Here is a 23,728-nt window from a genome sequence, read left to right as displayed (position 1 = left end):
GCATGAGGATCAACGAGCACGTGTTGCGGGCCGGGGCGGCCTGGACGGCGGTGGCGGCGACCGGGCCGTACCTGACGCTGAAGCTGCTCTGGCTGACCGGGCATCCGGTGGGATCGGACGACCCCGGCGGGATGGACCGGCTGTGGCTGGTGAACCTGCTGACCTTCGGCATGGACGCGATCGCCGTGGCACTGGCGCTGGCGTTCGTCCGCCCGTGGGGGCGGCGGGCACCGGCCGGGCTGGTGGCGTTCCCGATGTGGGTGGCGACCGGGCTGCTCGGCACCATCCTGGTCGCGCTGCCGCTGTACCTGCTGAGCCTGCTGGTGCTCGGGCCGGAGCGCGCCGACCCGGACGACAAGGGCGTCGGCGACTGGGTCTTCCTCGTCGTGTACGGCGGCTTCGCCGTCCAGGGCCTCGCCCTGCTCACCGCCTTCGCGCTGTACGCCCGCCGGCGCTGGGCCGGGCTGCTGCGGGAGCGGATCGGCGACCTGCCCGACTCCCCCACGCTGCCCGTGCAACGTTCCCTCGCCTGCGTCGCCGCGCTGCTCGCCGCGGGCGTCGCGGCGAGCCGGGCCTACTGGGCGCTCGGGGGTGGCGCCGGACTGCCGCAGGTCATGGTGGAGGAGCGGAACCGGGGCGTGGCGGTGATGGACGGGGTCTGCGCGGTGATGGCGGTGGCCGCGGTGGCGGCGCTGCTGGTCCTGGTCTTCCGGTTCCGTCCGGGGCGCCGGCTGCTCGGGCCGCTGCTGGTGGTCTGGACGGCGGCCGGCTCGCTGTTCGGTTGGGGTGCCTGGCAGGTGGTGGCCTTCGGGGCGACGACGACCCGGGTGACCGAGCTGCGGATGGCCGTGCCCGGGTTGATGCCCCTGGTACAGGCCGCCCAGGTGGTGGCCGCGGTGCTGGTCCTGGCGGTCGGGGCGATGGCGCTGACCGAACTGGGCGCCCGCCGACGCGCCGCTGCCGTAGAGTCGCGCGGGTGATCACGGGGGTGGGCGACCGGCTGCGGCGTGCGGCGCGCGTGGGCGACCGGCTGCGGCGTGCGGCGGGAGCCGCACTGGGGCGGCGGGCCCGGCTGCGCTGGGTGCACCTGGTGCTGGGCGGCGCGCTGCTGATGCCGTACTGGATGCTGTCGGTGGTGCTGTTCGGCGCACTCGACCCGAACCAGTCACCCGCCCGCCAACTGCTCCTGTACGTCCTGTCGTTGGCCACCTCGCTACCGATGGCCGCCGTCACCGCGCTGGTGCCGATGGTGCGGGGACTGGAGGGCGCGGCCGCGCGGGCGCTGTGCTCGGCGCCCCACCCGGAGGAGCTGGCCGCCGGACCGGCCCGCTCCTGGGCCGCCCGCCGGCGCACCGCGCTCTGGTACGTGCTGCACCTGCTGTTCGGCGGGGTGGTCGCCGGGATGACGCTGGCCGGCACCCCCTTCGCGGTGGTGCTGGTCTGCGGCTTCTCGGGGACGGAGGAGTTCGTCCGGATGTGGCAGCGGCACTTCCCCGCCTGGCTGGCCAGCGGCCCCGCCCTCGGCCTCGGCCTGCTGCTGCTGATCATCGGCACCAACGCCGTCTGCGGCGCGCTGCTCGCCCGCTGGGCGCCCGCCCTGCTCGGCCCGACCCCGGAGGAGCGGGTGGCCGCCGCCGAGCGCCGGGCCACGGTGCTCGCCCAGCGCAACCGGCTGGCCCGCGAGTTGCACGACTCGGTCGGGCACGCGCTCAGTGCCGTCGGCATCCAGGCCTCGGCCGCCGCCCGGGTGTTGCGCAGCAACCCGGACTTCGCCGCCGAGGCGCTCGCGGCGATCGAGGAGACCGCCCGGGCGGCCGTCGCCGAACTCGACACCGTGCTCGGACTGTTGCGCGAGGAGGACCCGCGGGCCGCCGAACCGGCCGGGCCCACCCTCGCCGGGCTGGACGACCTGCTGCGCCAACTCGGCCGCGCCGGCGTGACGGTGGACGCCGAGCTGGCGCCCGGGCTGCCCGGCCTGCCCGAGGCGGTCTCCCGCGAGGCGTACCGGATCGTGCAGGAGGGCCTGACCAACGTGCTGCGCCACGCCGGACCCGCCCCGGCCGGACTGCGGGTCGCACTGACGGGCGGCCGGCTGGAGATCGAACTGACCAACCCGCTCGGCCCCGCCCGACCGAGCCGCCCCGGCGGCGGACGCGGGCTGCGCGGGATCGCGGAGCGGGCGGCGGCACTGCACGGCGGCAGCGCGGCGGGGCCGGGCGAGGACGGAACGACGTGGCGGCTGGCCGTCTGGCTGCCGACGGGAGGGACGACGTGAACGAGGGCATGGACAGCGGCGCGGAGCGGGGTGTCGACAGCATCCGGGTGGTGATCGCGGATGACGAGCGGCTGGTCCGCCTGGGCCTGCGGGTGGTGATCGAGAGCGAGCCGGACCTCACCGTGGTCGGCGAGGCCGCGGACGGCGCCGAGGTCGTCCCGCTGGTGCGCGAACTGCGCCCGGACGTGGTGCTGATGGACGTCCGGATGCCCGGTATCGACGGCATCCGGGCCACCGAGCAGCTGGTCAGCGGGATGGCCCCGCCGCCGCGCATCCTGGTGGTCACCACCTTCGAGCACGACGACCACGTGTACGACGCGCTGCGCGCGGGCGCCGCCGGGTTCCTGCTGAAACGGGCCCGGGCGGAGGAGATGGTGCAGGCCGTGCGACTGGTCGCGCGCGGCGACTCGCTGCTGTTCCCGGCGGCCGTCCGCGACCTCGCGCTGCGCCACGGCGCGGACCGGCGCCGGGAGGCCGGGGCTGCGGACCGGGGCCCGATCGGGCGGCTGACCGAGCGGGAGGGCCAGGTGCTGCGACTGATGGCCACCGGGCTCAACAACGGCGAGATCGCACGGCAGCTGGTGGTGAGCCAGGAGACGGTGAAGACGCACGTCGGCAGCGTGCTGGCCAAGCTGGGCGCGCGGGACCGCACCCAGGCCGTCATCGCGGCGTACGAGTCGGGCTTCGTACTGCCCGGCTGACAGGCCGAACTGGCGCTTCATCAGTTTTTGGAAGGGGAGACCGGGGCCGGGGCGGGTCGAACACGGATTCCATCCGCTCGGCCCCAGCGAGTAGAGTGCAGCCTTCCCCCTTGACGCCTGATACCTCCCGTATCGCCTGAAACGAACTGGTGGCCGCATGACAGTCCGGACCCGGCCCGCGCTGTGGTGGCGCATGGGCATCGTGCTCTCGGCGGGCCTCGGCCTGAGCCTCGGAACCGCGCCGCTGGTGTACTTCACCGTGCAGAGCAACGTGATCGTGTTCGGCTACTTCGTCGGCGCGGCGTACTGGATGCTCAAGCGCGACACCGTGGACGCGCCCGCGCCCCGGCTGCGCGGCGCCGCCACGCTGTACATCCTGATCACCGGGCTGGTCTCGCACATCCTGCTCGAACACGGCGCCAACCCGCTGCCCGGGCTGGTCAGCGGACCGGACAGGCTGGCGCACTGGTCGTCGTTCTTCCTGCACTACGTGACGCCGGTGCTGGTGATCGTCGACTGGCTGGTGCTCAGGCCGCGCAACGCCGCGGCCTGGAAGGACATACCGCTCTGGCTGGCCTTCCCGCTCGGCTACGCGGCGATCGTCCTCACCCGCAACGCACTGTTCGACGACTACCCGCTGCCGTACCCCTACTTCTTCTTCGACCCGACCACCAAGGGCTACGGCTACGTCTGGGGCCAGATCGCCCTGCTGACCGTCGAGTTCGTGGTGCTCGCCGCGCTCGTCGTCGGGCTGGACCGGCTCGGGACGCGGATCGCGGGCAGGCTGCGGCCGGCGCCGCAGGCCGCGGGATCGGGCGCGGCCTCGGCCGCGGGATCGGGCGCGGCCTCGGACTGACGATGACGCGACGGCCGGCCGGCCTCAGATCCGCCAGGCGCGGATCCGGTCGGCCGCCGCGTACACGTCCGCCCGGCCCTCCGCTATGTCGCGGGCCAGCTCCACCAACGCCCCGTAGGGCGAGTCGATCCCCTCCCCGGCCGCGTGCATGTACGCGGCCGTCGTCATGCAGGCGTACAGGTTGTTGCGCACCGGCAGCGGGCGCAGCAGCACGATGGTGTGCATCAGGGTGGCCGCGCACCAGGCCGGGTCCGCGTGGTGGCCGAGCTGGGCGGTGTTCACCCGGTGCCGGGCGACGGCGGCCTGGAGCGCCGAGTAGTCCCGCACGCTGAGGTCCTCCGGGGAGGCCAGTTCCTGGACGTCGAGGAGCCAGCGCAGGTCGACGTGGAGCAGCGCCGCTCCCCCGCCCCTCACCGTGTCACGCCCGCACCGGTCGCGCCAGCACCAGCACCCGGCGCGCTCGCGCCCGCCGTAGCCACAGTGGCCGCCGCTCGCACCGCCGCCGCACGGCCGCTCAGGCCGCGGGCGCGTCCTCGGGGAACGCGGCGTCGAACTCGGCCCGGTGCGCCTTCCAGAACGCCACCGCGTGGTCCACGAAGACTCTCCGCTGCTGCTCCCGCACGCTCAGGTCGTGGACGTACGCCTTCACCGTCTTGCCGTCCGCGGCGGCGGCCTCGCGGATCGCGGCGAGCTCGTGCTCCGTGTACTCGATGTTGAGCGCAGGCATGTCACCGATGGTACTGGAGCCAGGGGCAGTTGGGGCCGTGGACGGCGGATTTTCACCCGCAGTCAAAACGGTGGTTGTCGAGAGCACCAGGGACCATTCCAGCCGGTGCGGATGGACCCGGAGGAGGAAGCGGGTGCGCCACCCGGGATGACGACCGGGCGACGGGGGCGGCCGTAGCGTCGGCGGGGAGCGGTGGCGGAGGGGTTCCGCGGGGGAGACCGGGGTTCGGCGGAGGCCGGAGATGACACGCAGGAACATCAGCAGGACGGCGGCCGCGGCGGTGGCGCTCGCGGCGGCCGTGGGACTGGCGGCGCCGGGGGCGGCCGCGACCCAGGGAGGGACGGCCCAGGGAGGGGCGGCCCGGGAAGGGCGGGCGAACCCGCTGGAGGGGGTCTGGCGAATGGAGGGCTACGGTCTGCTGTTCGCGGTCTCCGGGAGCCGGCTCACCACGTACGACGTGACGGCACACAGCTGCGTACCCGGGTGGATCACCGGGACTCAGACGGCCGCGCCCGGGCCGGACGGCACCATCCGCTACGAGATGGGCGACAACGCCCTGACACTCACCCCCAAGGGCCACAACCGGGCCGTCGAACGCGAGGAGGGCGGGGTCGGCAGCAAGTCGCTCTCCCGTCTGGACGCCCTGCCGCCGCTGTGCGCCTCGCCGGCTCCGAACGACCCGCTGGCGGTCTTCGACCGGTTCTGGGAGAACTTCGAGGAGAACTACCCCTTCTTCGCCGCCAAGGGCATCGACTGGCACGCCGTCCGGGACGAGAAGCGGCGCACGATCACCCCGACGACGACCGTCGACCAGCTGCAGGACCTCTTCGTGGACATGCTCCGCCCGCTCGGCGACGCCCACACCGGACTGGCCCGGGTGGTCGACGGGCACCCCGGGTCGGTCTTCGGCGGACAGCGGCCCGGGACGACGGAGGAGAGCGAGGAACTGACCGCCCGGGCCCGACAGGCCTCGGCCGCCCAGCTCGCCGGCCCGGAGCAACTCTTCGCCGACGGTCGGCTCGGCGTGGGCCGGCTCCCCGACGGCATCGGTTACTTCCGGGTGAGCAGCTTCGGCAGGTACGCCGAGGGCGGCCATCGGAACCAGCTCGCCGAACTGGACCGGGCGCTGGACGCCCTGCTGGCCGGGCCGGACCGCCTCACCGGCCTGGTCGTCGACGTACGGCTGAACGGCGGCGGCTCGGACGCGCTCGGGCTGCACATCGCCGCCCGACTCACCGACCGCCCCTACGTCGCCTACCGGAAGGTGGCGCGCAACGACCCGGCCGACCCGACGAGGTTCACCCGGCCCGAGCCGATCACCGTACGGCCCTCGGCGGGCAGGCACTTCACCGGGCCTGTGGCGGTCCTCACCTCCTCGATCTCCACCAGCGCCGCGGAGACCTTCACCCAGGCCATGATGGGCCGCTCCCCGAAGGTGCTCCGCGTCGGCGAGAACACCCAGGGCGTCTTCTCCGACGTGATGATCAAGACGCTCTCGCCGGATCTGTTGGTCGGCCTGCCGAACGAGAAGTACCTCACCCGGGACGGCGGCACCTTCGACGGACCGGGCATCCCGCCGAACGTCCGCACCCCGGTGTTCACCCCCGACGAGCTGGCCGGGCTCAGGGACTCGGCCCTGAGCACGGCCCGCCGGATGCTCACCGAGGACGCCCGGGACACCCGGGACTCCCAGGACTCCCAGGGCGAGGAGGACCGGCAGCAGTAGCCGCCGCCTCGGCCACACTCTCTACATCGGCGCCACCGCCCGCAGTTCGCCGTCCAGCTCCAGCCACCGGGTGAGCCCCAGGCCGCGCAGGAACGGCAGGTCGTGGCTGGCCACGACCAGCGCGCCCTGGTACGCGGCCAGAGCCTGGGTGAGCTGGCGGACGCTGGCGAGGTCCAGGTTGTTGGTCGGCTCGTCGAGCAGCAGCAGCTGCGGCGGCGGGTCGGCCAGCAGCAAGGCGGCCAGCGTCGCGCGGAAGCGCTCGCCGCCGGAGAGGGTGGCGGCGGGCTGGTCGGCCCTGGCGCCGCGGAACAGGAAGCGGGCGAGCCGGGCGCGGACCGCGTTGTCCCCGGCGGCGGGGGCGAACCGCTTGACGTTCTCCACCACGGAGCTCTCGTCGTCCAGCAGGTCGAGCCGCTGCGGGAGGTGCCGCAGCGGCACCGGGGTGATGACCTCCCCTGCCAGCGGGGCGAGTTCGCCCGCGATGGTGCGCAGCAGGGTGGTCTTGCCGGCGCCGTTGCGGCCGACCAGGGCGATCCGTTCGGGCCCGCGCAGGTCGAGGGCGGCGGTGGTGCCGTAGGGCAGCCGGACCTTGTCCAGGGTGAGCACGGTGCGCCCGGCCGGGACGGCGGTGCGGGGCAGGTCGATCCTGATCTCGGCGTCGTCCCGCACCGCCTCCTCGGCCACGCTGAGCCGGGCCCTGGCCTCCTCCAGGCGCTCGGTGTGCATGCCCTGGAGACGGCCGGCCGTCTCCTGGCCCTTGCGCTTGAGCATCCCGGCGAAGATGTGCGGGTCGTTGCGGGTGACCGAGCGCTTCTTCCCGTAGGCGGCGCTGCGGTCCAGCCGGACCCGGGCCTCGGCCAAGTCCCGTTTCTGGCGCTGGACGTCGGCCTCGGCGTTGCGCAGCTGCCGCTCGGCCGTCTCCTGCTGGGCCGCGAGGGTGCGTTCGTAGTCCTCGAAGTTTCCTCCGTACCAGGTGACTTCGCCGTCCCTGAGGTCGGCGATCTGGTCGACGTGCCGGAGCAGCTCGCGGTCGTGGCTGACGATCAGCATCACGCCGTTCCAGCCGGCCACCGTCTCGTAGAGCCGCTCGCGGGCGGCCCGGTCGAGGTTGTTGGTGGGCTCGTCGAGCAGCAGGATGTCGGGGCGGGCCATCAGCAGGGCGGCCAGCCGCAGCAACACCGCCTCGCCGCCGGAGAGTTCGCCGGTGGTGCGGTCGAGGCCGAGGCGGTGCAGGCCGAGCCGGTCGAGGGTGGCGCGGGCGCGCTCCTCGACGTCCCAGTCGTCACCGATCGCGTCGAAGTGGCGCTGGTCGGTGTCGCCGGACTCGATGGCGTGCAGGGCCTCGCGGGTGGCGCGGACGCCGAGCGCCTCGTCCACCCTCAGGGTGGTGTCGAGCGTCAGCCCCTGGGGCAGGTAGCCGAGTTCGCCGCCCACCCGGACGGTGCCGCCGGAGGGGGTGAGGTCGCCGGCGATCAGCCGCAGCAGGGTGGACTTGCCCGCGCCGTTGAGCCCGATCAGGCCGGTGCGACCGGGGCCGACGGCGAGGTGGAAGCCGTCCAGGACGGGCTTGCCGTCGGGCCACTCGAACGAGAGCTCGGTGCAGAGGACCGCGGTGGTGGTGGGTTGGTGTGCCATACAGGCCTCCCGGGGTGGTTGCCGAAGGGGTGGTGAGCAACACGGGGAGACACCGCGGGTGCGGAACCGGGGACGGCCGGAGGAAACGAAGGGGTGGCGTCATGCAGGGGAGCGCCACGGGCCGTGACTGAGGTCGCACACTCGCGCACCGCGCAACGGCAGCAGGGCCTGCGCGGCGGGGGCGGTGTCCCGGGACCTCAGTAGAGCAACGGCCTTCTCCTTGTCTGGCTGGTGACCCGGACCACGCTAGGCAGCCCGCACGAGGCGTGCAACCGATTTATCCGGCGGAGGCCCCGGCGGCGCCACGGCGAAGGCCCCACTGAGGCCCCGACGGCGCCCCGACGGACGACCCGCAAAGGCCCCGACGGCGCCCCGACGGACGACCCACGGAGGCCCCACGGAGGCCCGGTGCCGATCCCGTGCCGATCCGGTGACGGCCGCCTCCCGGTCCGGGGCGGGTGCCGAGAGGCCGCCGGACGCATGGCAGACTCCTCACCTGCCATGCCTGCGGCCGAGTGGGGCCGCGCCCGGGGAACGGGCCGCATGGCGGTAGTCAACAGGGGGATTTGAACGCATGTCACCGATATCCCGGCCGAGCCGTGCCGTCCTGGGCGCCTCCGTCGCCGCGCTGACCATGGTGGTCGCCACCGCCTGCGGGCCGGACAACGTCGACCCGCCCGCGACCGCGGCTCCCACCGCCGGGGCCAGCGCCGCCGGCACCCCGGGGGCGGCTCCGATCAAGCTTCCGACGCTCGAGGAGCTCAAGACCTGGAAGCTGGAGGACTGGGACAAGTGGGCCCAGGCCAACGTGATCACCCCGGCGGTCAAGGGTTACTGGACGCTGCAGAAGCTGCTGGAGGCCAAGCCGAAGCCGCTGCCGCAGCCCGCGCCGGACGCGACCCAGCCGCCCGCACAGCCCACCGGCGCCGCCCCGGCCACCGGCGCGCCCACCGCCGCCGCGCCCACCACGCAGCCCACCGCGGCCCAGCCCGGCGGCGCCGACCAGCTGCCCGCCGTCGTCCCGGCCAAGCCCGTGGCGCACCCGTTCCCGAAGAACATGCACGTCAACGGCAAGATCTTCTTCAAGGACGGCAACGAGGACTACGTCTGCTCCGGCACCGTCGTCTCCGACCCGGCCAACCCGGGCAAGAGCAACCTGGTGTGGACCGCCAGCCACTGCCTGCACGGCGGCAAGGGCAACAAGTACTACACCGACATCACCTTCGCCCCGGCCTTCAACAGCAACGGCGTGCTGAGCAACGGCAACAAGCAGGCCAAGCTGGAGGACGCCGAGCCGTACGGCGAGTGGACCGCCACCTCCGGCATGGTCTCGCCGCAGTGGGCCGCCGAGGCCGACCCGGAGAAGGGCGGCCCCTGGAGCCAGTACGACTTCGGGATCATCAAGGTCGCCAACCCCAACCCGGGCGGCAAGTCGCTGGAGGAGACCGTCGGCGGTTCCGTCCCGCTCTGGTTCAACGCCCCGCGTGACCAGGTCGGTGCCGTCAGCAACTACGGCTTCCCGGAGGGCAAGCCCTTCGACGGCGTGGAGCTGGAGCACTGCGACGGCGGCAAGCCGTCCAAGAAGACCGGCGACCCGAGCCGCCCGGCGATGCTGCTGATCGGCTGCAACATGACCGGCGGCAGCAGCGGCGGCGGCTGGTACGCGACCAAGGACGGCAAGCCCGCCCTGGTCAGCGACACCTCCATCGGCAACGGCGCGAACACCTACGAGGCCGGTCCGTACCTGGAGGACGTGGCCCAGCACATGTTCGAGTACTTCTCGAAGAAGGCCAAGTGATCGGCACCGGGTGACCGGCCCGGAGTGATCGGCCCGGAGTGATCGGCATCGAGCGATCGGCATCGAGTGGTCAGGGCCGAGTGATCAGGGCCGACTGATCCGGGGGCGGGGCCGCGGCGGGACAGCCGCGGCCTCCGCCTTTTCGGCCGCGCGCCCCGCTCCTCCTACAATCGGCCCCATCATGAGCGCGACACTCGTAGTCAAGGACCTCAGCGCCGGCCACGGCGAACGCACCCTCTTCTCCGGCCTGGACCTGGTCATCGCCCCCGGCGACGTGATCGGCCTGGTCGGCGTGAACGGCGCCGGCAAGTCGACCCTGCTGCGCCTGCTGGCCGGCCTGGACACCCCCGAGGGCGGGTCTCTGCGGCTGAGCCCGGCGGGCGCCAACGTCGGCCACCTGCCGCAGGAGCCGGAGCGCCGCGAGGGCGAGTCGGTGCGCGACTTCCTGGCCCGCCGCACCGGCGTGGCGGCCGCGCAGGCCGCGCTGGACGAGGCCACCGAGGGCTTGGTCGAGGGCCGGGCGGGCGCCGACGACGCGTACGCCGCCGGCCTGGAGCGCTGGCTGGACCTCGGCGGCGCCGACCTGGAGGAGCGCGCCGAGGAGGTCGCCGACTCGCTCGGGCTGAAGGTCTCGCTGGACCTGCCGATGACCGCCCTGTCCGGCGGCCAGGCCGCCCGGGCCGGCCTCGCCTCGCTGCTGCTCTCCCGCTACGACGTCTTCCTGCTCGACGAGCCCACCAACGACCTCGACCTGGACGGCCTGGAGCGGCTGGAGTCCTTCGTCAAGGGCCTGCGCGCGGGCACCGTGCTGATCAGCCACGACCGCGAGTTCCTGGCCCGCACCGTGACCAAGGTGCTGGAGCTGGACCTGCACCAGCAGCAGGTCAACCTGTACGGCGGCGGTTACGAGGCGTACCTGGAGGAGCGCGCGGTGGCCCGCCGGCACGCCCGCGAGGAGTACGAGGAGTACGCCGACACCAAGGCCGGGCTGGAGGCCCGGGCGCGGATGCAGCGCGGCTGGATGGAGAACGGCGTGCGCAACGCCCGCCGCAAGTCCTCCGACAACGACAAGATCGGCCGCGCGATGCGCACCGAGTCCACCGAGAAGCAGGCCGCCAAGGCCCGGCAGACCCAGCGGATGATCGAACGGCTGGACGTGGTCGAGGAGCCGCGCAAGGAGTGGGAGCTGCGGATGGAGATCGCCACCGCGCCGCGCTCCGGCTCGGTGGTCGCCACCCTGCGCGGGGCGAGCGCCCGACGCGGCGACTTCGCCTTCGGTCCGGTGGACCTGCAGATCGACTGGGCCGACCGGGTCGCCATCACCGGCGCCAACGGCGCGGGCAAGTCCACGCTGCTGGCCGCCCTGCTGGGCCGGCTCGAACTCGACGCCGGCAGCGCCTCGCTGGGCTCCGGCGTGGTGGTCGGCGAGGTGGACCAGGCGCGCGGGCTGTTCCTCGGCGGGGAGCCGCTGCTGGAGGCCTTCGCGGCCGCCGTGCCGGAGCTCTCGCCGGAGGACGTGCGCACCCTGCTGGCCAAGTTCGGCCTCAAGGCGGTGCACGTGCTGCGCCCGGCCGACACCCTCTCCCCCGGCGAGCGCACCCGGGCCGCGCTGGCGCTGCTGCAGGCACGCGGGGTGAACCTGCTGGTGCTGGACGAGCCCACCAACCACCTGGACCTGCCCGCGATCGAGCAGTTGGAGTCGGCGCTCGGCTCGTACACCGGCACCCTGCTGCTGGTCACCCACGACCGGCGGATGCTGGACACGGTGTCGGTGAACCGGCGGATCGAGGTCCGGGACGGGCGGGTGCACGAGCACTGAGCCGGGCAGCGGCGGCCGGGGCGGTGCCGGCCTCCGAGGCGGTGCTTGACCGGCGATTGGTCTCTACCTCTCGATCTGCACCTCTTCCCGGAGGGGCCGTCATGTGCTGTGCTGTCCGCCATGGTTGACAGCACAGACAGCGCCGTGGCGGGAACGTCCCACCCGACCGTCCCGCTCATCCCCATGACGGTGCCCGCCCACGAGGCCGAGGCCCGCAGCAGGTCCTTCCACGAGGTGATGGCCCAGCGCCGGACCGTCCGCGACTACTCCACCCGCCCGATCCCGGACGGGGTGGTCGAGTGGGCGGTCCGGACCGCGAGCACGGCGCCCAGCGGCGCACACGTCCAGCCCTGGCGGTTCGTGGTGATCACCGACCCGGAGCGCAAGCGGCGGCTGCGCGAGGCGGCCGAGGCCGAGGAGCGCGAGTTCTACCGCCACCGGGCGTCGGAGGAGTGGCTGGCCGCGCTCGCCCCGATCGGCACCGACTGGCACAAGCCGTTCCTGGAGGACGCGCCGGCCGTGATCGTGGTGTTCGAGGTGCACAAGGGCCCCGACTCGCCGCGCCCGTACTACACCAAGGAGTCGGTGGGGATCGCGGTCGGTCTGCTGCTGGCCACGCTGCACCAGGCCGGACTGGCCACGCTGACCCACACCCCGAGCCCGATGAAGTTCCTCAACGAGGTGTGCGACCGCCCGGCGGAGGAGCGCGCGGCGTACGTGATCCCGGTCGGTTACCCGGCCGACGGGGCGCGCGTGCCGGACCTGCGGCGCAAGGAGCTGGACGAGGTGATGGTCCGGCTCTGACGCGCCGGGGTGCGACCGGGCGCGGCCGGTCCGGTCGGCGCCGGCTCGCGGCCGGACGCGCCCGCCGCCGGAGGTAATCCGGGTGCTGACAGGTCCTGGCCAAGGCGATAATCGCCGTCATGAGCCAAGCACAGTCACGGTCCTGTGGCCCCGCTCCACCGGTCGTGGAGGCGACCGCCGGGCGGCCGCCGGAACAGCTGCGGCTGCCCGGCGGCCTCTGGCTGCGGCGGCGCCGCAGCACCCACGCGGCGGCGCTGAACCGGGCCGTCCGCGCCAACCTGGAGCACCTGCGGCCGTGGATGGAGTGGGCGGCCGAGGCCCCCTCCCGGGCGCAGACCGCCGAACTGACCAGGGCCGGCGCGGCCGCCTGGGAGGCCGGCACCGACTTCATGTACCTGGCCGGCCTGGACGCCGAACCCGGCGGTGTGATCGGCGCCCTCGGCCTGCACGGGCGGATCGGCCCCGGCGGGCTGGAGATCGGCTACTGGGTCGCCGCCGGGCACGTCGGCCGCGGCATCGCCACCGCCGCGGCCGGGGCGCTGACCGAGGCCGCGCTGGCGCTGCCCGGGATCACCCGGGTGGAGATCCGCTGCGACCAGGCGAACGGCGCCAGCGCGGCCGTCCCGCGCAAGCTCGGCTACCGGCTGGACCGGATCGCCGAGGCCGCCGTCCGGGCTCCGGGCGAGACCGGACGGCAGCTGGTGTGGGTGATGGAGCGCTGACCGGCCGCCGTCGTGGCGTCGGCGGCACCGCCAGTAGCAGCCCGTCAGTGGCACCCGGGCGTCGGCGGCACCGTCAGTAGCGCCCGCCGGTCGCGGCCGGCAGCGCGTCCAGTTCGGCCAGGTCCGCCGCCGAGAGCTCGACCGAGGCCGCGCCCACGTTGTCCTCCAGGTAGCGCGGCGTCCTGGTACCCGGGATCGGAAAGACGTACCGGCCCTGCGCCAGCACCCAGGCCAGCGCGACCTGCGCGGGGGTGGCGCCGATCCGTACGGCGACCGTCCGGACCCTCCCGACCAGCTCCAGGTTGGCCTTCAGCGCGTCCTGCTGGAAGCGCGGCAGCCGGCGCCGGAAGTCGCCCTCGGGCAGCTCGTCGAAGGACGTGATGCCGCCGGTCAGGAAGCCACGGCCGAGCGGGGAGAACGGCAGGAAGGCGATGCCCTGTGACTCGGTGTACGGCAGCACGTCGGCCAGCACGTCCCGGGTCCACAGCGACAGCTCGGACTGCACCGAGGCCACCGGGTGCACGGACTGCGCCCGCTTGATCTCCTCGACCGTCGCCTCGGAGAGCCCGATGCTGCGCGCCTTGCCCGCCGCGACGACCTCGGCGAACGCGCCCCAGGTCTCCTCGATCGGGACGTCCGGGTCGACCCGGTGCAGCTGGTAGAGGTCGACGTGGTCGGTGCCCAGCCGGCGCAGGCTCTCGTCGATCGAGCGGCGCACGTGCTCGGGGCGGCCGTTGCGCTCGTGCGGGCCCGAGCCGCCCGGCACGATGCCCACCTTGGTGGCCAGGAAGGCGCGCTCCCGGTACGGGCCGGCCAGCGCGGCGCCGACCACCTCCTCGTTGGTGTACGGGCCGTACATGTCGGCGGTGTCGATCAGGCCGACGCCGAGGTCCAGCGCCTGCCGGATCACCCGGACCGAGTTCTCGTCGTCCCGGCTCTGCATGTCATAGGCCCAGGTCATGCCCATGCAGCCGAGACCGATGACGCCGATCTCGGGGCCGCTGGTACCGAACGAGGCGTTGCGCATGACGGTGCTCCCATCGTGGGTTCCGCGGCGTCCGTGGCGGTCGCTGCGGGTGTTCGCGTGGTGGTGCTTGATCAACGCCCTCAGCATTCACCTTGGAGTGCACTCGAGGTCAAGCCCGTTCGGAGCCGGTCGAGTTCGATCCCGTTCCGATCCACTCCCGGAAGCCGCCCGCCAGGACCAGCTCCGCGAACCGTCCGCACCCGCCCGGTCCCGGGTGCGCGCCGTCCCCGGCCTCCGCCTCGGCCGTCCAGACCGGATCGGCCGCCAGGGCCTCGGTGACGTCGACGAAGGGGACCTCGGACGCGGCGCAGATCCCGGCCATCGCCGGAACGAGCCGCCGCAGCCGTTCCAGGTGGTCCGCTCCCCCGCAGACCCCCGGCGGCGGACCGACCACCAGGGCGAGATCCGGGGGCGTCGAAGCTGGTCCGTACGGTCATCGGCCCACCGTAGGGGTGTGCGCAGGGCGCGCGCCTGCGGTTTCACCACCGGGCACGAAGCCCCCGGCCGTCAACCCTCGTTGTTCGCCCCCACACCTTCCACCCGGCCATCACCGGCGGCCACCCGGCAAACCGGCGCGCGAGAGCCCGCCCACGAACCCCCCGCACCACCGGGCGCCACCGGTCCGGACTTGGCAGGGCCGGACGCGACGGTCGACGCTCTGACCACGGCCGACCAACGCGGTCGGCCACCAGGGAAGTCGGGGAACCCATGTCGCTCTCGCGCACCCGCATCACCGTCGTCGCTCTGCTCGCGGCCACCGCCACCGTGCTCACCGCCCCGGCGAAGGCCGACGGCGGGCACCGCGCGGCCGGCCGCTTCGACGGCGGCGGCTTCGAGTACCCCAAGGCCCCGGCGAAGGCCTTCGTCACCGTGGCCGCCAACCAGGCCATCGGCCCGTGGCGGGTCACCGCGGGCAACGTCGACCTGATCGGCGCCGGCTTCTGGCAGGCCGTCGAGGGCGACCAGTCCATCGACCTCGACGGAAGCACCAACGGCGCCATCGCCCAGACCTTCGCCACCGTGCCCGGCACCACCTACACGGTGACGTACGCGCTGGCCGGCAACCCGGCGGGCGGCACCCCGGTGCGGACCGGGGTGGCCCGGATCGACGGCCAGGACTTCCAGGCGTTCAGCTTCGACACCACCGGCCGGACGGCCTCCGCGATGGGCTATGTGGGGCGGCAGTTCACCTTCGTCGCGCAGAACCCCACCACCACCCTGGGCTTCACCAGCACGGTGGCCGGCGCGTACGGGCCGGTGATCGACAACGTCCAGGTCAAGGAGTGCAAGGCCTGCTGCGACTGACCAGCCGGCCGCTGACCGACCACCGTCTTAACCGTTCCTAAAACCTGCCCTCGGTGAGGCGTCCGGGCCCCGGAAGTGCTTGACGTGCACAGCTGGTCTAGTCCAGTTTGATGCTCAGCACCGCGCTCCCCACGCACCGGACCACCCCCAGGCCGCCGCCCGCCCCGTGTCTCCCCCCTCGCGGCGCGGGCGGCCACCACGTCCCGAGAGGCACCCCCATGCCCAGCGCGCCCCAGCACGCCCCCACGCACCGCCGCCCCGCCCGCCGGACCACCCTGCTGAGCCTCGCCGCCGCCACCGCGCTCGCCGCCGGAGGCCTGGCCGCCCTCGCCGGGAACGCCGGCGCCGCCGACGGGAACCTGCTCGCCAACGGCGGCCTGGAGAGCGGCGCGCTCGGCCCCTGGAGCTGCTCCGCCGGCACCGGCAGCGTGGTCAACTCCGGCGCGCACAGCGGGACGTACGCCCTCAAGGGAGCGGTGAGCGCCGGCGACACCGCGCAGTGCGGCCAGACAGTCAGCGTCCAGCCCAACACCAAGTACACCCTCAGCGCCTGGGTGCAGGGCCAGTACGTCTACCTCGGCGCCACCGGCAGCGGCGTCACCGACCCGGCCACCTGGACCGCGGGCGGAGCCAACTGGCAGCAGCTGTCCACCAGTTTCACCACCGGACCGGCCACCACCAGCGTCACCGTCTACCTGCACGGCTGGTACGGGCAGGGCGGCTACCTCGCCGACGACGTCGTCCTGACCGGCCCCGGCGGCGGAAACCCGTCCACCCCGCCGCCGAGTTCGACCCCGCCGAGCCCGACCGGCACCCCGACCGGCACGCCCACCGGCGGCCCGACCACCCCGGCGCCGAACGTCGCACTCCCGGTCGCCCCGTACATCGACATGGGCGCCTGGCCCACCCCTTCGATGCCCGACATGGCCAAGGCCGGCGGCCTCAAGGGCTACACGATGGGCTTCGTCACCGGCGTCGGCTGCAAGGCCAGCTGGTTCAACGCCTACGACCCGCGCACCGCCTGGGCCAAGGACCAGGTGGACGCGCTGCGCGCGGCCGGCGGCGACGTCAAGGTCTCCTTCGGCGGCGCGGCCGGCACCGAACTCGCCGCCGCCTGCACCACGGTGGACTCGCTGTTCGCCGAGTACGACGCCGTGGTGAACGCCTACGGCCTGCGCTACGTCGACTTCGACATCGAGGGCGCGGCCATCGCCGACACCGCCGCCAACGAGCGCCGCTCCGCCGCGCTCGCCAAGCTGCAGCAGGCCCGCCCGGGCCTCAGGATCTCCTTCACCCTGCCCGTCCTGCCCGAGGGCCTGACCGCCGAGGGTGTCGCCATCGTCAAGTCCGCCCGGGACGCCGGGGTGGCCGTCGACCTGGTCAACATCATGGCGATGGACTACTACCGCAGCGGGACCGACTACGGCAACGCCGCCGTGCAGGCCGCGCAGTCGCTGTTCGGCCAGCTCAAGGCGCTCCACCCGGCGAAGACCGACGCCCAGCTGTGGGCGATGGTCGGCGTCACCCCGATGATCGGCGAGAACGACGACCACCAGATCTACAACCAGGCCGACGCCCAGCAGTTGGTGGCCTTCGCCCGGCAGAACCACATCGGGATGCTCTCCTTCTGGGACGCCACCCGGGACGCCAACGCCTGCACCGGGGGCTCGCTGTCCACGTGCACCAACATCCCGCAGCAGCCGTACGAGTTCGCGAAGATCCTCGGCCAGTACGCGGGCTGAGCCCACGGGCCACCGCCGGCCGCACATCACCACCCCGCGCCACGGCCTCACGTCACCACCTGAGGTCACCACCTGAGATCACCACCTGCCGTCACCCACCGGCGGAAATTGGCATCTCATCGTCCCGGACCGTCCGTTACAGTCCCTCCCACCTGTACGGCACGAGGGGGCGGACATGACGGTCCGGGACGACCACGACCAACTGATCACCATCCATCCGGCGGGCGACGCCGCCCGCACCGGCGACGTCACCGCCGAGGAACTCGCCGCCTTCGGCCGCACCCTCGGCCGGCTGCGGGCACTCCCCGCCCACGACCGCACCCGGTTGCACGCCGAGCGACAGCTCAGCTCCTTCGTGATGGAGAGCCGCAAGCGCCGCCGCCGGGAGGCCCGGGAGGCCCGGCGGCAGGCCGACGCCGACCTGCTCGCCACCACCGCGACCGGCAGCCGGACCCGCCGCGAGGACGCGCCGCTGACGCCCGCGAACGGGCCGGTCGGCGAGCTGCTGGTGCCGCGCAAGTGCTACGTCTGCAAGCAGTCCTACCGCTGGGTCGACGGCTTCTACCACATGCTCTGCCCCGACTGCGCGACCGACAACACCGCCCGCCGGGCCCTGGGCACCGACCTGCGCGGGCGCCGGGCGCTGCTCACCGGCGGGCGGGTGAAGATCGGCTTCCAGCTCGCCCTGATGATGCTGAGGGACGGCGCCGAGCTGATCGTCACCAGTCGCTTCCCGCAGGACACCGTCCGCCGCTTCCGCGCCGCCGAGGGCAGCGGGCAGTGGTGGGACCGGCTCAGCGTCGTCGGTATCGACCTCCGCGACCCGCGCCAGGTCATCGGCCTGACCGAGCGGTTGCGCGCCGAGGGGCACCCGCTCGACATCCTGGTCAACAACGCCGCGCAGACCCTGCGCCGCCCGCCGGAGTCGTACGCGCTGCTGGCCGCGGGCGAGCAGGACGCCCTGCCCGCCGCCGACCGCCGGGCGATCGACCACGCGCCCGGCTTCCGGCCGGTCACCGGTCTCGCCCAACTGCCCTCGGGCGCCGGGTCGTTGCTGGACATCGCCGACGAGGCCGGGCTGCTGCCCGACCTCGCGCCCGCCAACTCCTGGTCCGCCACGCTCGGTTCGCTCGATCCGGCGGAGGTACTGGAGACCCAGCTGGTCAACGCGCTGGCCCCGGCCCTGCTCTGCGACCGGCTGCTCCCCCTGCTGCTGGCCTCGCCGCACCCCGCCCGCTACATCGTCAACGTCACGGCGGTGGAGGGCCGGTTCGCCGTCCGCAACAAGACCGCCCGGCACCCGCACACCAACATGGCGAAGGCCGCGCTCAACATGCTCACCCGCACCAGCGCCGCCGAACTCGCCACCCGGGGCGTACACATGTGCGCCGTCGACACCGGCTGGATCACCGACGAGAACCCGGCGCCGAAGAAGGCCCGCCTCGCCGCCCAGGGGTTCCGCACCCCGCTGGACATCGTGGACGGCGCGGCCCGGGTCTACGACCCGATCGTCCGCGGCGAGGCCGGGGACCCGGTGTCGGGGGTGTTCCTCAAGGACTACCGGGTGGCGCCGTGGTGACGCGCCCGCGGCGACGGGCGGCCGGGACGGCTCAGGTGTCGTAGCAGCCGCACCAGGGGGCGTCGAAGCCGAGGCCGTCCGGATAGAGCTCGAAGTGGACCCGCTCGTCCTCGCCGGCGTCCTCGTCCACCTCGCCCTCCTCGTAGTCCTCGCGGACCAGGCCGAACAGCTCGCCGTCGACGTGCACGGCGAACGGGGCGATCGCGATGTCCCCGTACGCCCTGCCCGGCAGGGCGTCGAGCCACTCCGCCAGCAGCCGCTCGGCCTCCGGCGCCGCACCGGTGGAGCGTATCTGCGAGTCGAGGTGCCGACCGGCGGCGTCGAAGCGGTGCAGGACGGCGCAGTACCGGCCGACACCGAGACAGAGGGCCGAGGCGAGGAACTGGCCGCCCTGCCAGCGGCCGATGGTGCCGGTGCGGTGGTCGGGCTCGTGCTCGATCGGGATGACCTCGGGAACGTTCACGGTCGAACTCTACGGGTGACCTGTGACAACGGCCCGGCGCGGGAAGCGTGCCCGGCGGCCGGTGGAACGCGGCTCGCCAGCCCTGCGCCCGTCCGCGCACCAGGGGCAGGTACACCTCGTCCACGATCTCCACCAGGACGTCGTCCGGCGCGGTCGGCACCCCGCGCACCACGAACTCGTTGCGCAGCAGCACCACCGCCACCGTCGCCGACTGCGCCGAGCGCGCGGAACGGCTGCGGCGGGGCGGGGCCGAGGTGGTGTTCGTGGCGGGCGCCGAGCTCAGCCTGATGAACCCGGGCTTCCTGCCCGGCGCCGACACCGGCGAGCGGATCGCCCTGCTCGCCCGGCCCGAGCAGGTGCGCGAGCACCTCGGTGCGGTCAGCGGCCGGGTCAACGCGTTCCTCGACCGGGCGGTGACCGCGGTACGCGAGCGCTTCGGCGAGCGGGTCACGTACGCCTCGGTGCCGCTGGAGCGGGTGGACTGGGAGCCCTTCGACCCGGTCTCACTGGACCTGTACCGCTCCGCCGAGACCGCCGACCGCTTCGCCGACGGCGTCCGCGACCTCACGGCCCAGGGCAAGCCGGTCGCCGTCACCGAGTTCGGCTCCGCCACCTACCGCGGCGCCGGCGACCGCGGCGCACTCGGCCTGGACGTCGTCGAGTACGACGACAAGGGACCGGTCCGCCTCGACGGCACCTACCAGCGCGACGAGGCCGCACAGGCCGCCCACCTGCGCGAACTGCTGGAAGCCTTCGACGCCTGCGGCATCGACGCCGCCTTCGTCTTCACCCTCGCCCTCTACGACCACGTCCACCGCCCGAACGGCGACCCCCGCGACGACCTCGACCTCGCCAGCTACGGCATCACCAAGACCTACGAGGACCGCCCGGGCACCACCTACCCCGGCGTCCCCTGGGACCCGAAGAAAGCTTTCTTCACCCTCGCCGAGTACTACGCCACCCACTGACCAAGCCCCCTGTTGCGTGAGAAGTCGGCCTGGCCGACTTCTCACGCAGCGGGCCGCGAGACGACGGGCCACTGGGCAGGTGGCCCAGGACGGCATCACAGCCCCGACGCAGAGACTCGAAGCCGAGCAGTGCGACACCCCTACGCAGGAAGTCGGGCGGGCCGACTTCCTACGCTGCGGTGGCGAGGGGCGGGCTCGCGTGGCGGCGGCGGTAGTAGGAGCAGGCGAGGGCGAGGGTGATGGGGCCCCAGAGCATCGCCGTCGAGGTGCAGATCCGGCCGAGGGCCATCCACCAGGCGTTGCTGTAGCCGACTTCCTTGAACACGCCCAGCCAGGCGAGGGGCATGCCGTCGAAGAGGGCCACCAGGGTCAGGCCGCCGAGCACGGCCGGGGCGAGTGCCGCGAGTGGTGGCACCCGGCGGCCGCGCAGCACGGGTACCCAGCGCGGGAAGACCTCGCCCCAGCCGCTGACCAGCCCCATGGTCAGGATCGTCAGCGCCTCGGTGACCACGCTCAGGCCGATCACGTACGGCGCGCACCACCAGACGTAGGCCGGGGCGGTCGGATCGACCGTCCCCATCCGGAAGTCGAACGCGAACGGCAGCCGCCACAGGCAGTGCGGCAGTACGACGAACGGGAGGGCCTTGGCGAGCCGCAGGGCCCACCGGGGCACGGGGCGTTCGGTGTCACCCACCGGGATGTTCTTCAGCATGTGTCCACCGTCCCGGACACCACCCCCGCCCCGCGTCCGCCCCGAGGCCCGTCCCCCTCCCCCGCGCGAGCCAGCCCGCCGTCAGCACAGCGGTGGAGCCGGGGCGTCAGCCGATGGAGTCCAGACTGAGGGCGGCCTTCACCAGCCCGATGACGTACGGGGTCTCGGCGCCCTTCAGCGCGGTCGGGTCGGTCGAGTACACGACCGTGCGGGCGAGGTCCCGGGTGACGAAGACGCCGCTGGTGGAGCCGGGCCGGGAGCCCGTCTTGCCCCAGACCACGATGCCGTCGGACGCGAGGCGTTCGAGCCCCATGCTCATGCACGCGGTGCCATCCCCGCAGTGGCTGCTGTGCGGGGCGACGGGCACATCCGGGACGGTGAACAGCTTCTCCTGCTGGGCCGGCGGGAGGAGGCGCCCCCGGAACAGGGCGGTCATGAAGCGCTCCAGGTCGGGCGCGCTGGAGATCATGCCGCCCTCCGCCCAGGGCCACGGGCTCTGCTCGGTCACCTCCGCCCGGTGCGAGCCGCCGTCGGCGTCGGGGACGGTCAGGTACGGGTGGGTCGCGGGGCGCCGCAGCTGCGGGTCGTCGGCGTCCGGGAGGTCGGTGTCGCGCAGGCCGAGCGGGCGGATGATCCGGTCGCGCAGCTCGTCGGCGTAGCGGTGGCCGGTGACCTTCTCGACGACCAGTCCGGCGACGAAGGTGTTCATGCCGTTGTACTGCTGGGCGGCGCCGGGGTCGAAGCCAAGCGCCTGGCCCTTCATCGTGGCGACGACCTCCTCGGGGGTGAAGGAGTCGAGCCGGTGCTCGGCGAACCAGCCGGTGGTCCCGTCACCCCAGGCCGTGCCGGAGCCGCCGGGCAGTCCACTGGTGTGGTTGAGCAACTGCCCGACCGTGACCGCCTCGTAGGGGAAGTCCGGGAGGTACTGCCGGACGCTGCCGTCGAGGTCGATCCGCCCCTCGGCGGCGAGTTGGAGGACGACGGTGGCCGTGAAGATCTTCGAGATCGACCCGATCCGGAACCTGCCCCGCGGGTCCACGGACATCCCGGCCTCCGCCGAGGTGCCCTCGAACCTCCCCGCGGAACCGGTGACCCGCACGAACGCGGCGGAGACGTCGGCGGCGGGCCACTGATCGAGGGCGGCACGGATCGCCGCCCGGTCCAGCGGCGGTACGGAAGCGGAAGGGGAGGCGGCGGAGCCCGAGGAGGGGACGGCAGTAGGCCCGGCGGCGAAGGCGGGCGCTCCCACCCCGACCGTCAGCGCCGTCGCCAGGGCTCCGGCAGCGGCCAGGACGGCCCAACGGCTCTGGTTCTTCCGCGAGTTCACGTTCCCGTTCACGTGCGTGCCCATCTGCGTGCTCACCTGCGTCTTCATGTGCGGCCGGCTCCAGACTGATCGTCGCCGGGCCGGCGGTTCCCGGCCCCGGCGACGAGTCTTCCGAGACCGTCCACCCGGGGCATCAGGGACGGGACGTCGCTGCTCCCTGATCTCCCGTCAGGGTCGACCCGGAGGCGTGGTGCGGGCCGGGCAGAACAGACACGATCAGGATCACCACCGATCAGACCCCGCAAGGGCACTGCAGGAAAGCAGAGTTGATCAACCCCGAACGATCGACGACCCGCCGTCCCAACAGTCGGCGGCGGGGCACGACCCCCCGAGTACGGTACGTGCGCAACGCATCCGGCCGAGCGATCGGAGACCTCGCATGCCCCCCTGCCGCTCCGCCTCGACCCGATCAGCTGATCCGCTCACCGTGGAATCCCCGCTCCGGCCGAAGCGTCGGGGCGGGGATTCCACGGTGAGCGAGTCGGGTAGCTGTCCACGGTGCCCGTCCGCGCTGCGTCGGGGCCGCCCGTGTCGCCGTCGCTCCCGGGAGGTCGGGAATGTGCTCGCCGGAGGCTCCGCCCTCGCCCCCGATCCGCCAGGCCGTGATCCTCGCCGGCGGACGCGGCGGCCGGCTCGCCCCGTACACGGACCTGTGCCCCAAGCCGATGGTCGAGGTGAACGGCGCACCGCTGCTGCGCCACCAGATCGACCGGTTCGCCGCCGCGGGTGTGGAGACGGTGGTCGTCTCGGCGGGCTACCGCTCGCAGGTGATCACCGACTACGTGCGCACGGCGGACCTGCCGGTCCGCACCACCGTGGTCGTGGAGGACCTCCCGCTGGGTCGGGGCGGCGGGCTGAAGCTCGCCGCCCGCACGCTTCCGGCGCCGCGGGAGCCGTGGTTCGCCGTCTACGGCGACATCTGGGCCGAGTTCCCGCTCACCGCGTTGGCCGCTCACCACGTGCGCAGCGGGGCTCTGGCCACGGTCGCCCTGGTCCCGCCCCGGCTGCCCCACGGCACGGTGGTCTGCGACGCCGCAGGGAGGGTCGCCGAACTAGCCGCGCCGCCCCCGCCGACCTGCACGGTCAACGGCGGCGTGTACGCCTTCGCGCCCGGCGTGGTCCCCCTGCTCCCGGACGAAGGGGACCACGCGGACACGACGCTGCCGCACCTCGTACGGCTGGGGCAGCTGGCCGGCTACCGCACCGACGGCTTCTGGTGCGCCGTGAACACCCCGGGCGACCTGCGGGAGTTGCGAGCCCGCGTGGCGGACCAAGCCCAAGCCCAAGCCCAAGCCCAAGCCCAGCCCCAGACGAAGCAGACGGCCCGGCCGTCGCAACCGGCCCCGCACCGCCCGGGCCCAGAGATCACGCCCGGCCCGTCGCGCCACCGGGCCCGACGGCCAGGAGCGTGCGGGCCGCAGCGGCCACCGACTCCGGGGCCGTGCGCTCCGCCTTCGCCGGGTCGATGACGCCCCGGAGAGGACCGCACGGCGGCCGCTCTCGTCGAAGATGACGTTGTTCGCGGACACGTCCACTCCCAAG

Annotated in this window: 22 protein-coding genes; 14 read left to right on the top strand and 8 right to left on the bottom strand. The window is 73.6% G+C overall.

What is annotated here, in order from left to right:
• Window positions 1-2: 2 nt before the first annotated feature.
• From ACWDBE_RS26015 to ACWDBE_RS26000, 4 genes are all read left to right on the top strand, one after another.
• Window positions 3-980: a hypothetical protein gene (locus ACWDBE_RS26015; RefSeq protein ID WP_449789921.1), complete on the top strand. Its 978-nt coding sequence runs from the start codon at window positions 3-5 to the stop codon at window positions 978-980.
• Window positions 977-2,275 carry a sensor histidine kinase gene (locus ACWDBE_RS26010; RefSeq protein WP_449809258.1) on the top strand — a complete coding sequence of 433 codons (1,299 nt, stop codon included), beginning with the start codon at window positions 977-979 and terminating at the stop codon, window positions 2,273-2,275. The genes ACWDBE_RS26015 and ACWDBE_RS26010 overlap by 4 nt, the downstream gene beginning before the upstream one ends.
• Window positions 2,276-2,283: 8 nt before the next feature.
• Complete coding sequence (locus tag ACWDBE_RS26005; protein ID WP_449809287.1) at window positions 2,284-2,976, top strand: response regulator; 693 nt, start codon at window positions 2,284-2,286, stop codon at window positions 2,974-2,976.
• Between the two features lie 157 nt (window positions 2,977-3,133).
• On the top strand, window positions 3,134-3,832 hold the full coding sequence (locus ACWDBE_RS26000) for a Pr6Pr family membrane protein (protein ID WP_449809257.1): 699 nt from the start codon (window positions 3,134-3,136) through the stop codon (window positions 3,830-3,832).
• Window positions 3,833-3,856: 24 nt separating this feature from the next.
• On the opposite strand, the gene ACWDBE_RS25995 is transcribed toward ACWDBE_RS26000, so the two are convergent.
• The gene (locus ACWDBE_RS25995) at window positions 3,857-4,246 is read right to left on the bottom strand and encodes a toxin Doc (protein WP_402413744.1); all 390 of its coding nucleotides are present in this window, start codon (window positions 4,244-4,246) and stop codon (window positions 3,857-3,859) included.
• A gap of 100 nt (window positions 4,247-4,346) precedes the next feature.
• Window positions 4,347-4,559, bottom strand: coding sequence for a hypothetical protein (locus ACWDBE_RS25990; RefSeq protein WP_224280451.1), 213 nt, complete (start codon window positions 4,557-4,559; stop codon window positions 4,347-4,349).
• A 241-nt stretch (window positions 4,560-4,800) separates the two neighbouring features.
• Here ACWDBE_RS25990 and ACWDBE_RS25985 point away from each other — a divergent pair, with 241 nt between their 5' ends.
• Window positions 4,801-6,285, top strand: coding sequence for a S41 family peptidase (locus tag ACWDBE_RS25985; RefSeq protein WP_449809256.1), 1,485 nt, complete (start codon window positions 4,801-4,803; stop codon window positions 6,283-6,285).
• 21 nt (window positions 6,286-6,306) lie between these two features.
• Here ACWDBE_RS25985 and ACWDBE_RS25980 read toward each other — a convergent pair whose 3' ends face one another.
• Window positions 6,307-7,920: an ABC-F family ATP-binding cassette domain-containing protein gene (locus ACWDBE_RS25980; protein WP_449789925.1), complete on the bottom strand. Its 1,614-nt coding sequence runs from the start codon at window positions 7,918-7,920 to the stop codon at window positions 6,307-6,309.
• Between the two features lie 574 nt (window positions 7,921-8,494).
• On the opposite strand from ACWDBE_RS25980, the gene ACWDBE_RS25975 reads away from it, so the two are divergent.
• From ACWDBE_RS25975 to ACWDBE_RS25960, 4 genes are all read left to right on the top strand, one after another.
• Window positions 8,495-9,718, top strand: a complete 1,224-nt coding sequence (locus tag ACWDBE_RS25975) for a trypsin-like serine peptidase (RefSeq protein ID WP_449809255.1) — start codon at window positions 8,495-8,497, stop codon at window positions 9,716-9,718.
• Window positions 9,719-9,899: 181 nt separating this feature from the next.
• Window positions 9,900-11,537: an ABC-F family ATP-binding cassette domain-containing protein gene (locus ACWDBE_RS25970; RefSeq protein ID WP_449789927.1), complete on the top strand. Its 1,638-nt coding sequence runs from the start codon at window positions 9,900-9,902 to the stop codon at window positions 11,535-11,537.
• Window positions 11,538-11,657: 120 nt separating this feature from the next.
• On the top strand, window positions 11,658-12,341 hold the full coding sequence (locus ACWDBE_RS25965; RefSeq protein ID WP_449789928.1) for a nitroreductase family protein: 684 nt from the start codon (window positions 11,658-11,660) through the stop codon (window positions 12,339-12,341).
• Window positions 12,342-12,460: 119 nt separating this feature from the next.
• Window positions 12,461-13,063, top strand: coding sequence for a GNAT family N-acetyltransferase (locus ACWDBE_RS25960; protein ID WP_449809254.1), 603 nt, complete (start codon window positions 12,461-12,463; stop codon window positions 13,061-13,063).
• 73 nt (window positions 13,064-13,136) lie between these two features.
• Here the strand turns inward: ACWDBE_RS25960 and ACWDBE_RS25955 are convergent, their stop codons facing one another.
• Together ACWDBE_RS25955 and ACWDBE_RS25950 are read right to left on the bottom strand one after the other, a co-directional pair.
• Entirely contained in the window at window positions 13,137-14,090 is a 954-nt protein-coding gene (locus ACWDBE_RS25955; protein ID WP_449809253.1) for an aldo/keto reductase, read from the bottom strand.
• A 109-nt stretch (window positions 14,091-14,199) separates the two neighbouring features.
• Entirely contained in the window at window positions 14,200-14,484 is a 285-nt protein-coding gene (locus tag ACWDBE_RS25950; RefSeq protein ID WP_449809252.1) for a hypothetical protein, read from the bottom strand.
• Between the two features lie 314 nt (window positions 14,485-14,798).
• On the opposite strand from ACWDBE_RS25950, the gene ACWDBE_RS25945 reads away from it, so the two are divergent.
• The 3 genes from ACWDBE_RS25945 to ACWDBE_RS25935 all read left to right on the top strand — a co-directional run bounded on the left by ACWDBE_RS25945 (window position 14,799) and on the right by ACWDBE_RS25935 (window position 18,716).
• Window positions 14,799-15,395, top strand: a complete 597-nt coding sequence (locus ACWDBE_RS25945) for a choice-of-anchor C family protein (protein WP_449809251.1) — start codon at window positions 14,799-14,801, stop codon at window positions 15,393-15,395.
• 218 nt (window positions 15,396-15,613) lie between these two features.
• Window positions 15,614-17,137, top strand: a complete 1,524-nt coding sequence (locus ACWDBE_RS25940) for a carbohydrate binding domain-containing protein (RefSeq protein ID WP_449789932.1) — start codon at window positions 15,614-15,616, stop codon at window positions 17,135-17,137.
• A 175-nt stretch (window positions 17,138-17,312) separates the two neighbouring features.
• Window positions 17,313-18,716 (top strand): SDR family NAD(P)-dependent oxidoreductase, encoded by a 1,404-nt coding sequence (locus ACWDBE_RS25935; RefSeq protein ID WP_449809250.1) that lies wholly within the window; start codon window positions 17,313-17,315, stop codon window positions 18,714-18,716.
• Window positions 18,717-18,747: 31 nt separating this feature from the next.
• Here ACWDBE_RS25935 and ACWDBE_RS25930 read toward each other — a convergent pair whose 3' ends face one another.
• Entirely contained in the window at window positions 18,748-19,179 is a 432-nt protein-coding gene (locus tag ACWDBE_RS25930; protein ID WP_449809249.1) for a hypothetical protein, read from the bottom strand.
• A gap of 179 nt (window positions 19,180-19,358) precedes the next feature.
• On the opposite strand from ACWDBE_RS25930, the gene ACWDBE_RS25925 reads away from it, so the two are divergent.
• Window positions 19,359-20,147, top strand: coding sequence for a hypothetical protein (locus ACWDBE_RS25925; protein WP_449809248.1), 789 nt, complete (start codon window positions 19,359-19,361; stop codon window positions 20,145-20,147).
• A 169-nt stretch (window positions 20,148-20,316) separates the two neighbouring features.
• Here the strand turns inward: ACWDBE_RS25925 and ACWDBE_RS25920 are convergent, their stop codons facing one another.
• Together ACWDBE_RS25920 and ACWDBE_RS25915 are read right to left on the bottom strand one after the other, a co-directional pair.
• On the bottom strand, window positions 20,317-20,859 hold the full coding sequence (locus ACWDBE_RS25920; protein ID WP_449809247.1) for a hypothetical protein: 543 nt from the start codon (window positions 20,857-20,859) through the stop codon (window positions 20,317-20,319).
• A gap of 106 nt (window positions 20,860-20,965) precedes the next feature.
• Window positions 20,966-22,222 (bottom strand): serine hydrolase domain-containing protein, encoded by a 1,257-nt coding sequence (locus ACWDBE_RS25915; protein WP_449809246.1) that lies wholly within the window; start codon window positions 22,220-22,222, stop codon window positions 20,966-20,968.
• 521 nt (window positions 22,223-22,743) lie between these two features.
• Here ACWDBE_RS25915 and ACWDBE_RS25910 point away from each other — a divergent pair.
• Entirely contained in the window at window positions 22,744-23,655 is a 912-nt protein-coding gene (locus ACWDBE_RS25910; protein ID WP_449809245.1) for a nucleotidyltransferase family protein, read from the top strand.
• The last annotated feature ends 73 nt before the right edge of the window (window positions 23,656-23,728 follow it).

The sequence above is a fragment of the Kitasatospora sp. NPDC001132 genome (assembly GCF_053598415.1).
Note: the sequence above shows the minus strand (reverse complement) of the source record. Positions and strands in the feature narration are given on the sequence as shown.

Excerpts from the sequence above, each read along its gene's own strand:
- ACWDBE_RS25945 (WP_449809251.1), top strand. The coding sequence starts at position 14,799 with ATGTCGCTCTCGCGCACCCGCATCACCGTCGTCGCTCTGCTCGCGGCC.
- ACWDBE_RS25975 (WP_449809255.1), top strand. The coding sequence starts at position 8,495 with ATGTCACCGATATCCCGGCCGAGCCGTGCCGTCCTGGGCGCCTCCGTC.
- ACWDBE_RS25910 (WP_449809245.1), top strand. The coding sequence starts at position 22,744 with ATGTGCTCGCCGGAGGCTCCGCCCTCGCCCCCGATCCGCCAGGCCGTG.
- ACWDBE_RS26000 (WP_449809257.1), top strand. The coding sequence starts at position 3,134 with ATGACAGTCCGGACCCGGCCCGCGCTGTGGTGGCGCATGGGCATCGTG.
- ACWDBE_RS25920 (WP_449809247.1), bottom strand. The coding sequence starts at position 20,859 with ATGCTGAAGAACATCCCGGTGGGTGACACCGAACGCCCCGTGCCCCGG.
- ACWDBE_RS25985 (WP_449809256.1), top strand. The coding sequence starts at position 4,801 with ATGACACGCAGGAACATCAGCAGGACGGCGGCCGCGGCGGTGGCGCTC.
- ACWDBE_RS25940 (WP_449789932.1), top strand. The coding sequence starts at position 15,614 with ATGCCCAGCGCGCCCCAGCACGCCCCCACGCACCGCCGCCCCGCCCGC.
- ACWDBE_RS26015 (WP_449789921.1), top strand. The coding sequence starts at position 3 with ATGAGGATCAACGAGCACGTGTTGCGGGCCGGGGCGGCCTGGACGGCG.
- ACWDBE_RS26005 (WP_449809287.1), top strand. The coding sequence starts at position 2,284 with ATGGACAGCGGCGCGGAGCGGGGTGTCGACAGCATCCGGGTGGTGATC.
- ACWDBE_RS25980 (WP_449789925.1), bottom strand. The coding sequence starts at position 7,920 with ATGGCACACCAACCCACCACCACCGCGGTCCTCTGCACCGAGCTCTCG.
- ACWDBE_RS25965 (WP_449789928.1), top strand. The coding sequence starts at position 11,658 with ATGGTTGACAGCACAGACAGCGCCGTGGCGGGAACGTCCCACCCGACC.
- ACWDBE_RS25990 (WP_224280451.1), bottom strand. The coding sequence starts at position 4,559 with ATGCCTGCGCTCAACATCGAGTACACGGAGCACGAGCTCGCCGCGATC.
- ACWDBE_RS25960 (WP_449809254.1), top strand. The coding sequence starts at position 12,461 with ATGAGCCAAGCACAGTCACGGTCCTGTGGCCCCGCTCCACCGGTCGTG.
- ACWDBE_RS25935 (WP_449809250.1), top strand. The coding sequence starts at position 17,313 with ATGACGGTCCGGGACGACCACGACCAACTGATCACCATCCATCCGGCG.
- ACWDBE_RS25970 (WP_449789927.1), top strand. The coding sequence starts at position 9,900 with ATGAGCGCGACACTCGTAGTCAAGGACCTCAGCGCCGGCCACGGCGAA.
- ACWDBE_RS25955 (WP_449809253.1), bottom strand. The coding sequence starts at position 14,090 with ATGCGCAACGCCTCGTTCGGTACCAGCGGCCCCGAGATCGGCGTCATC.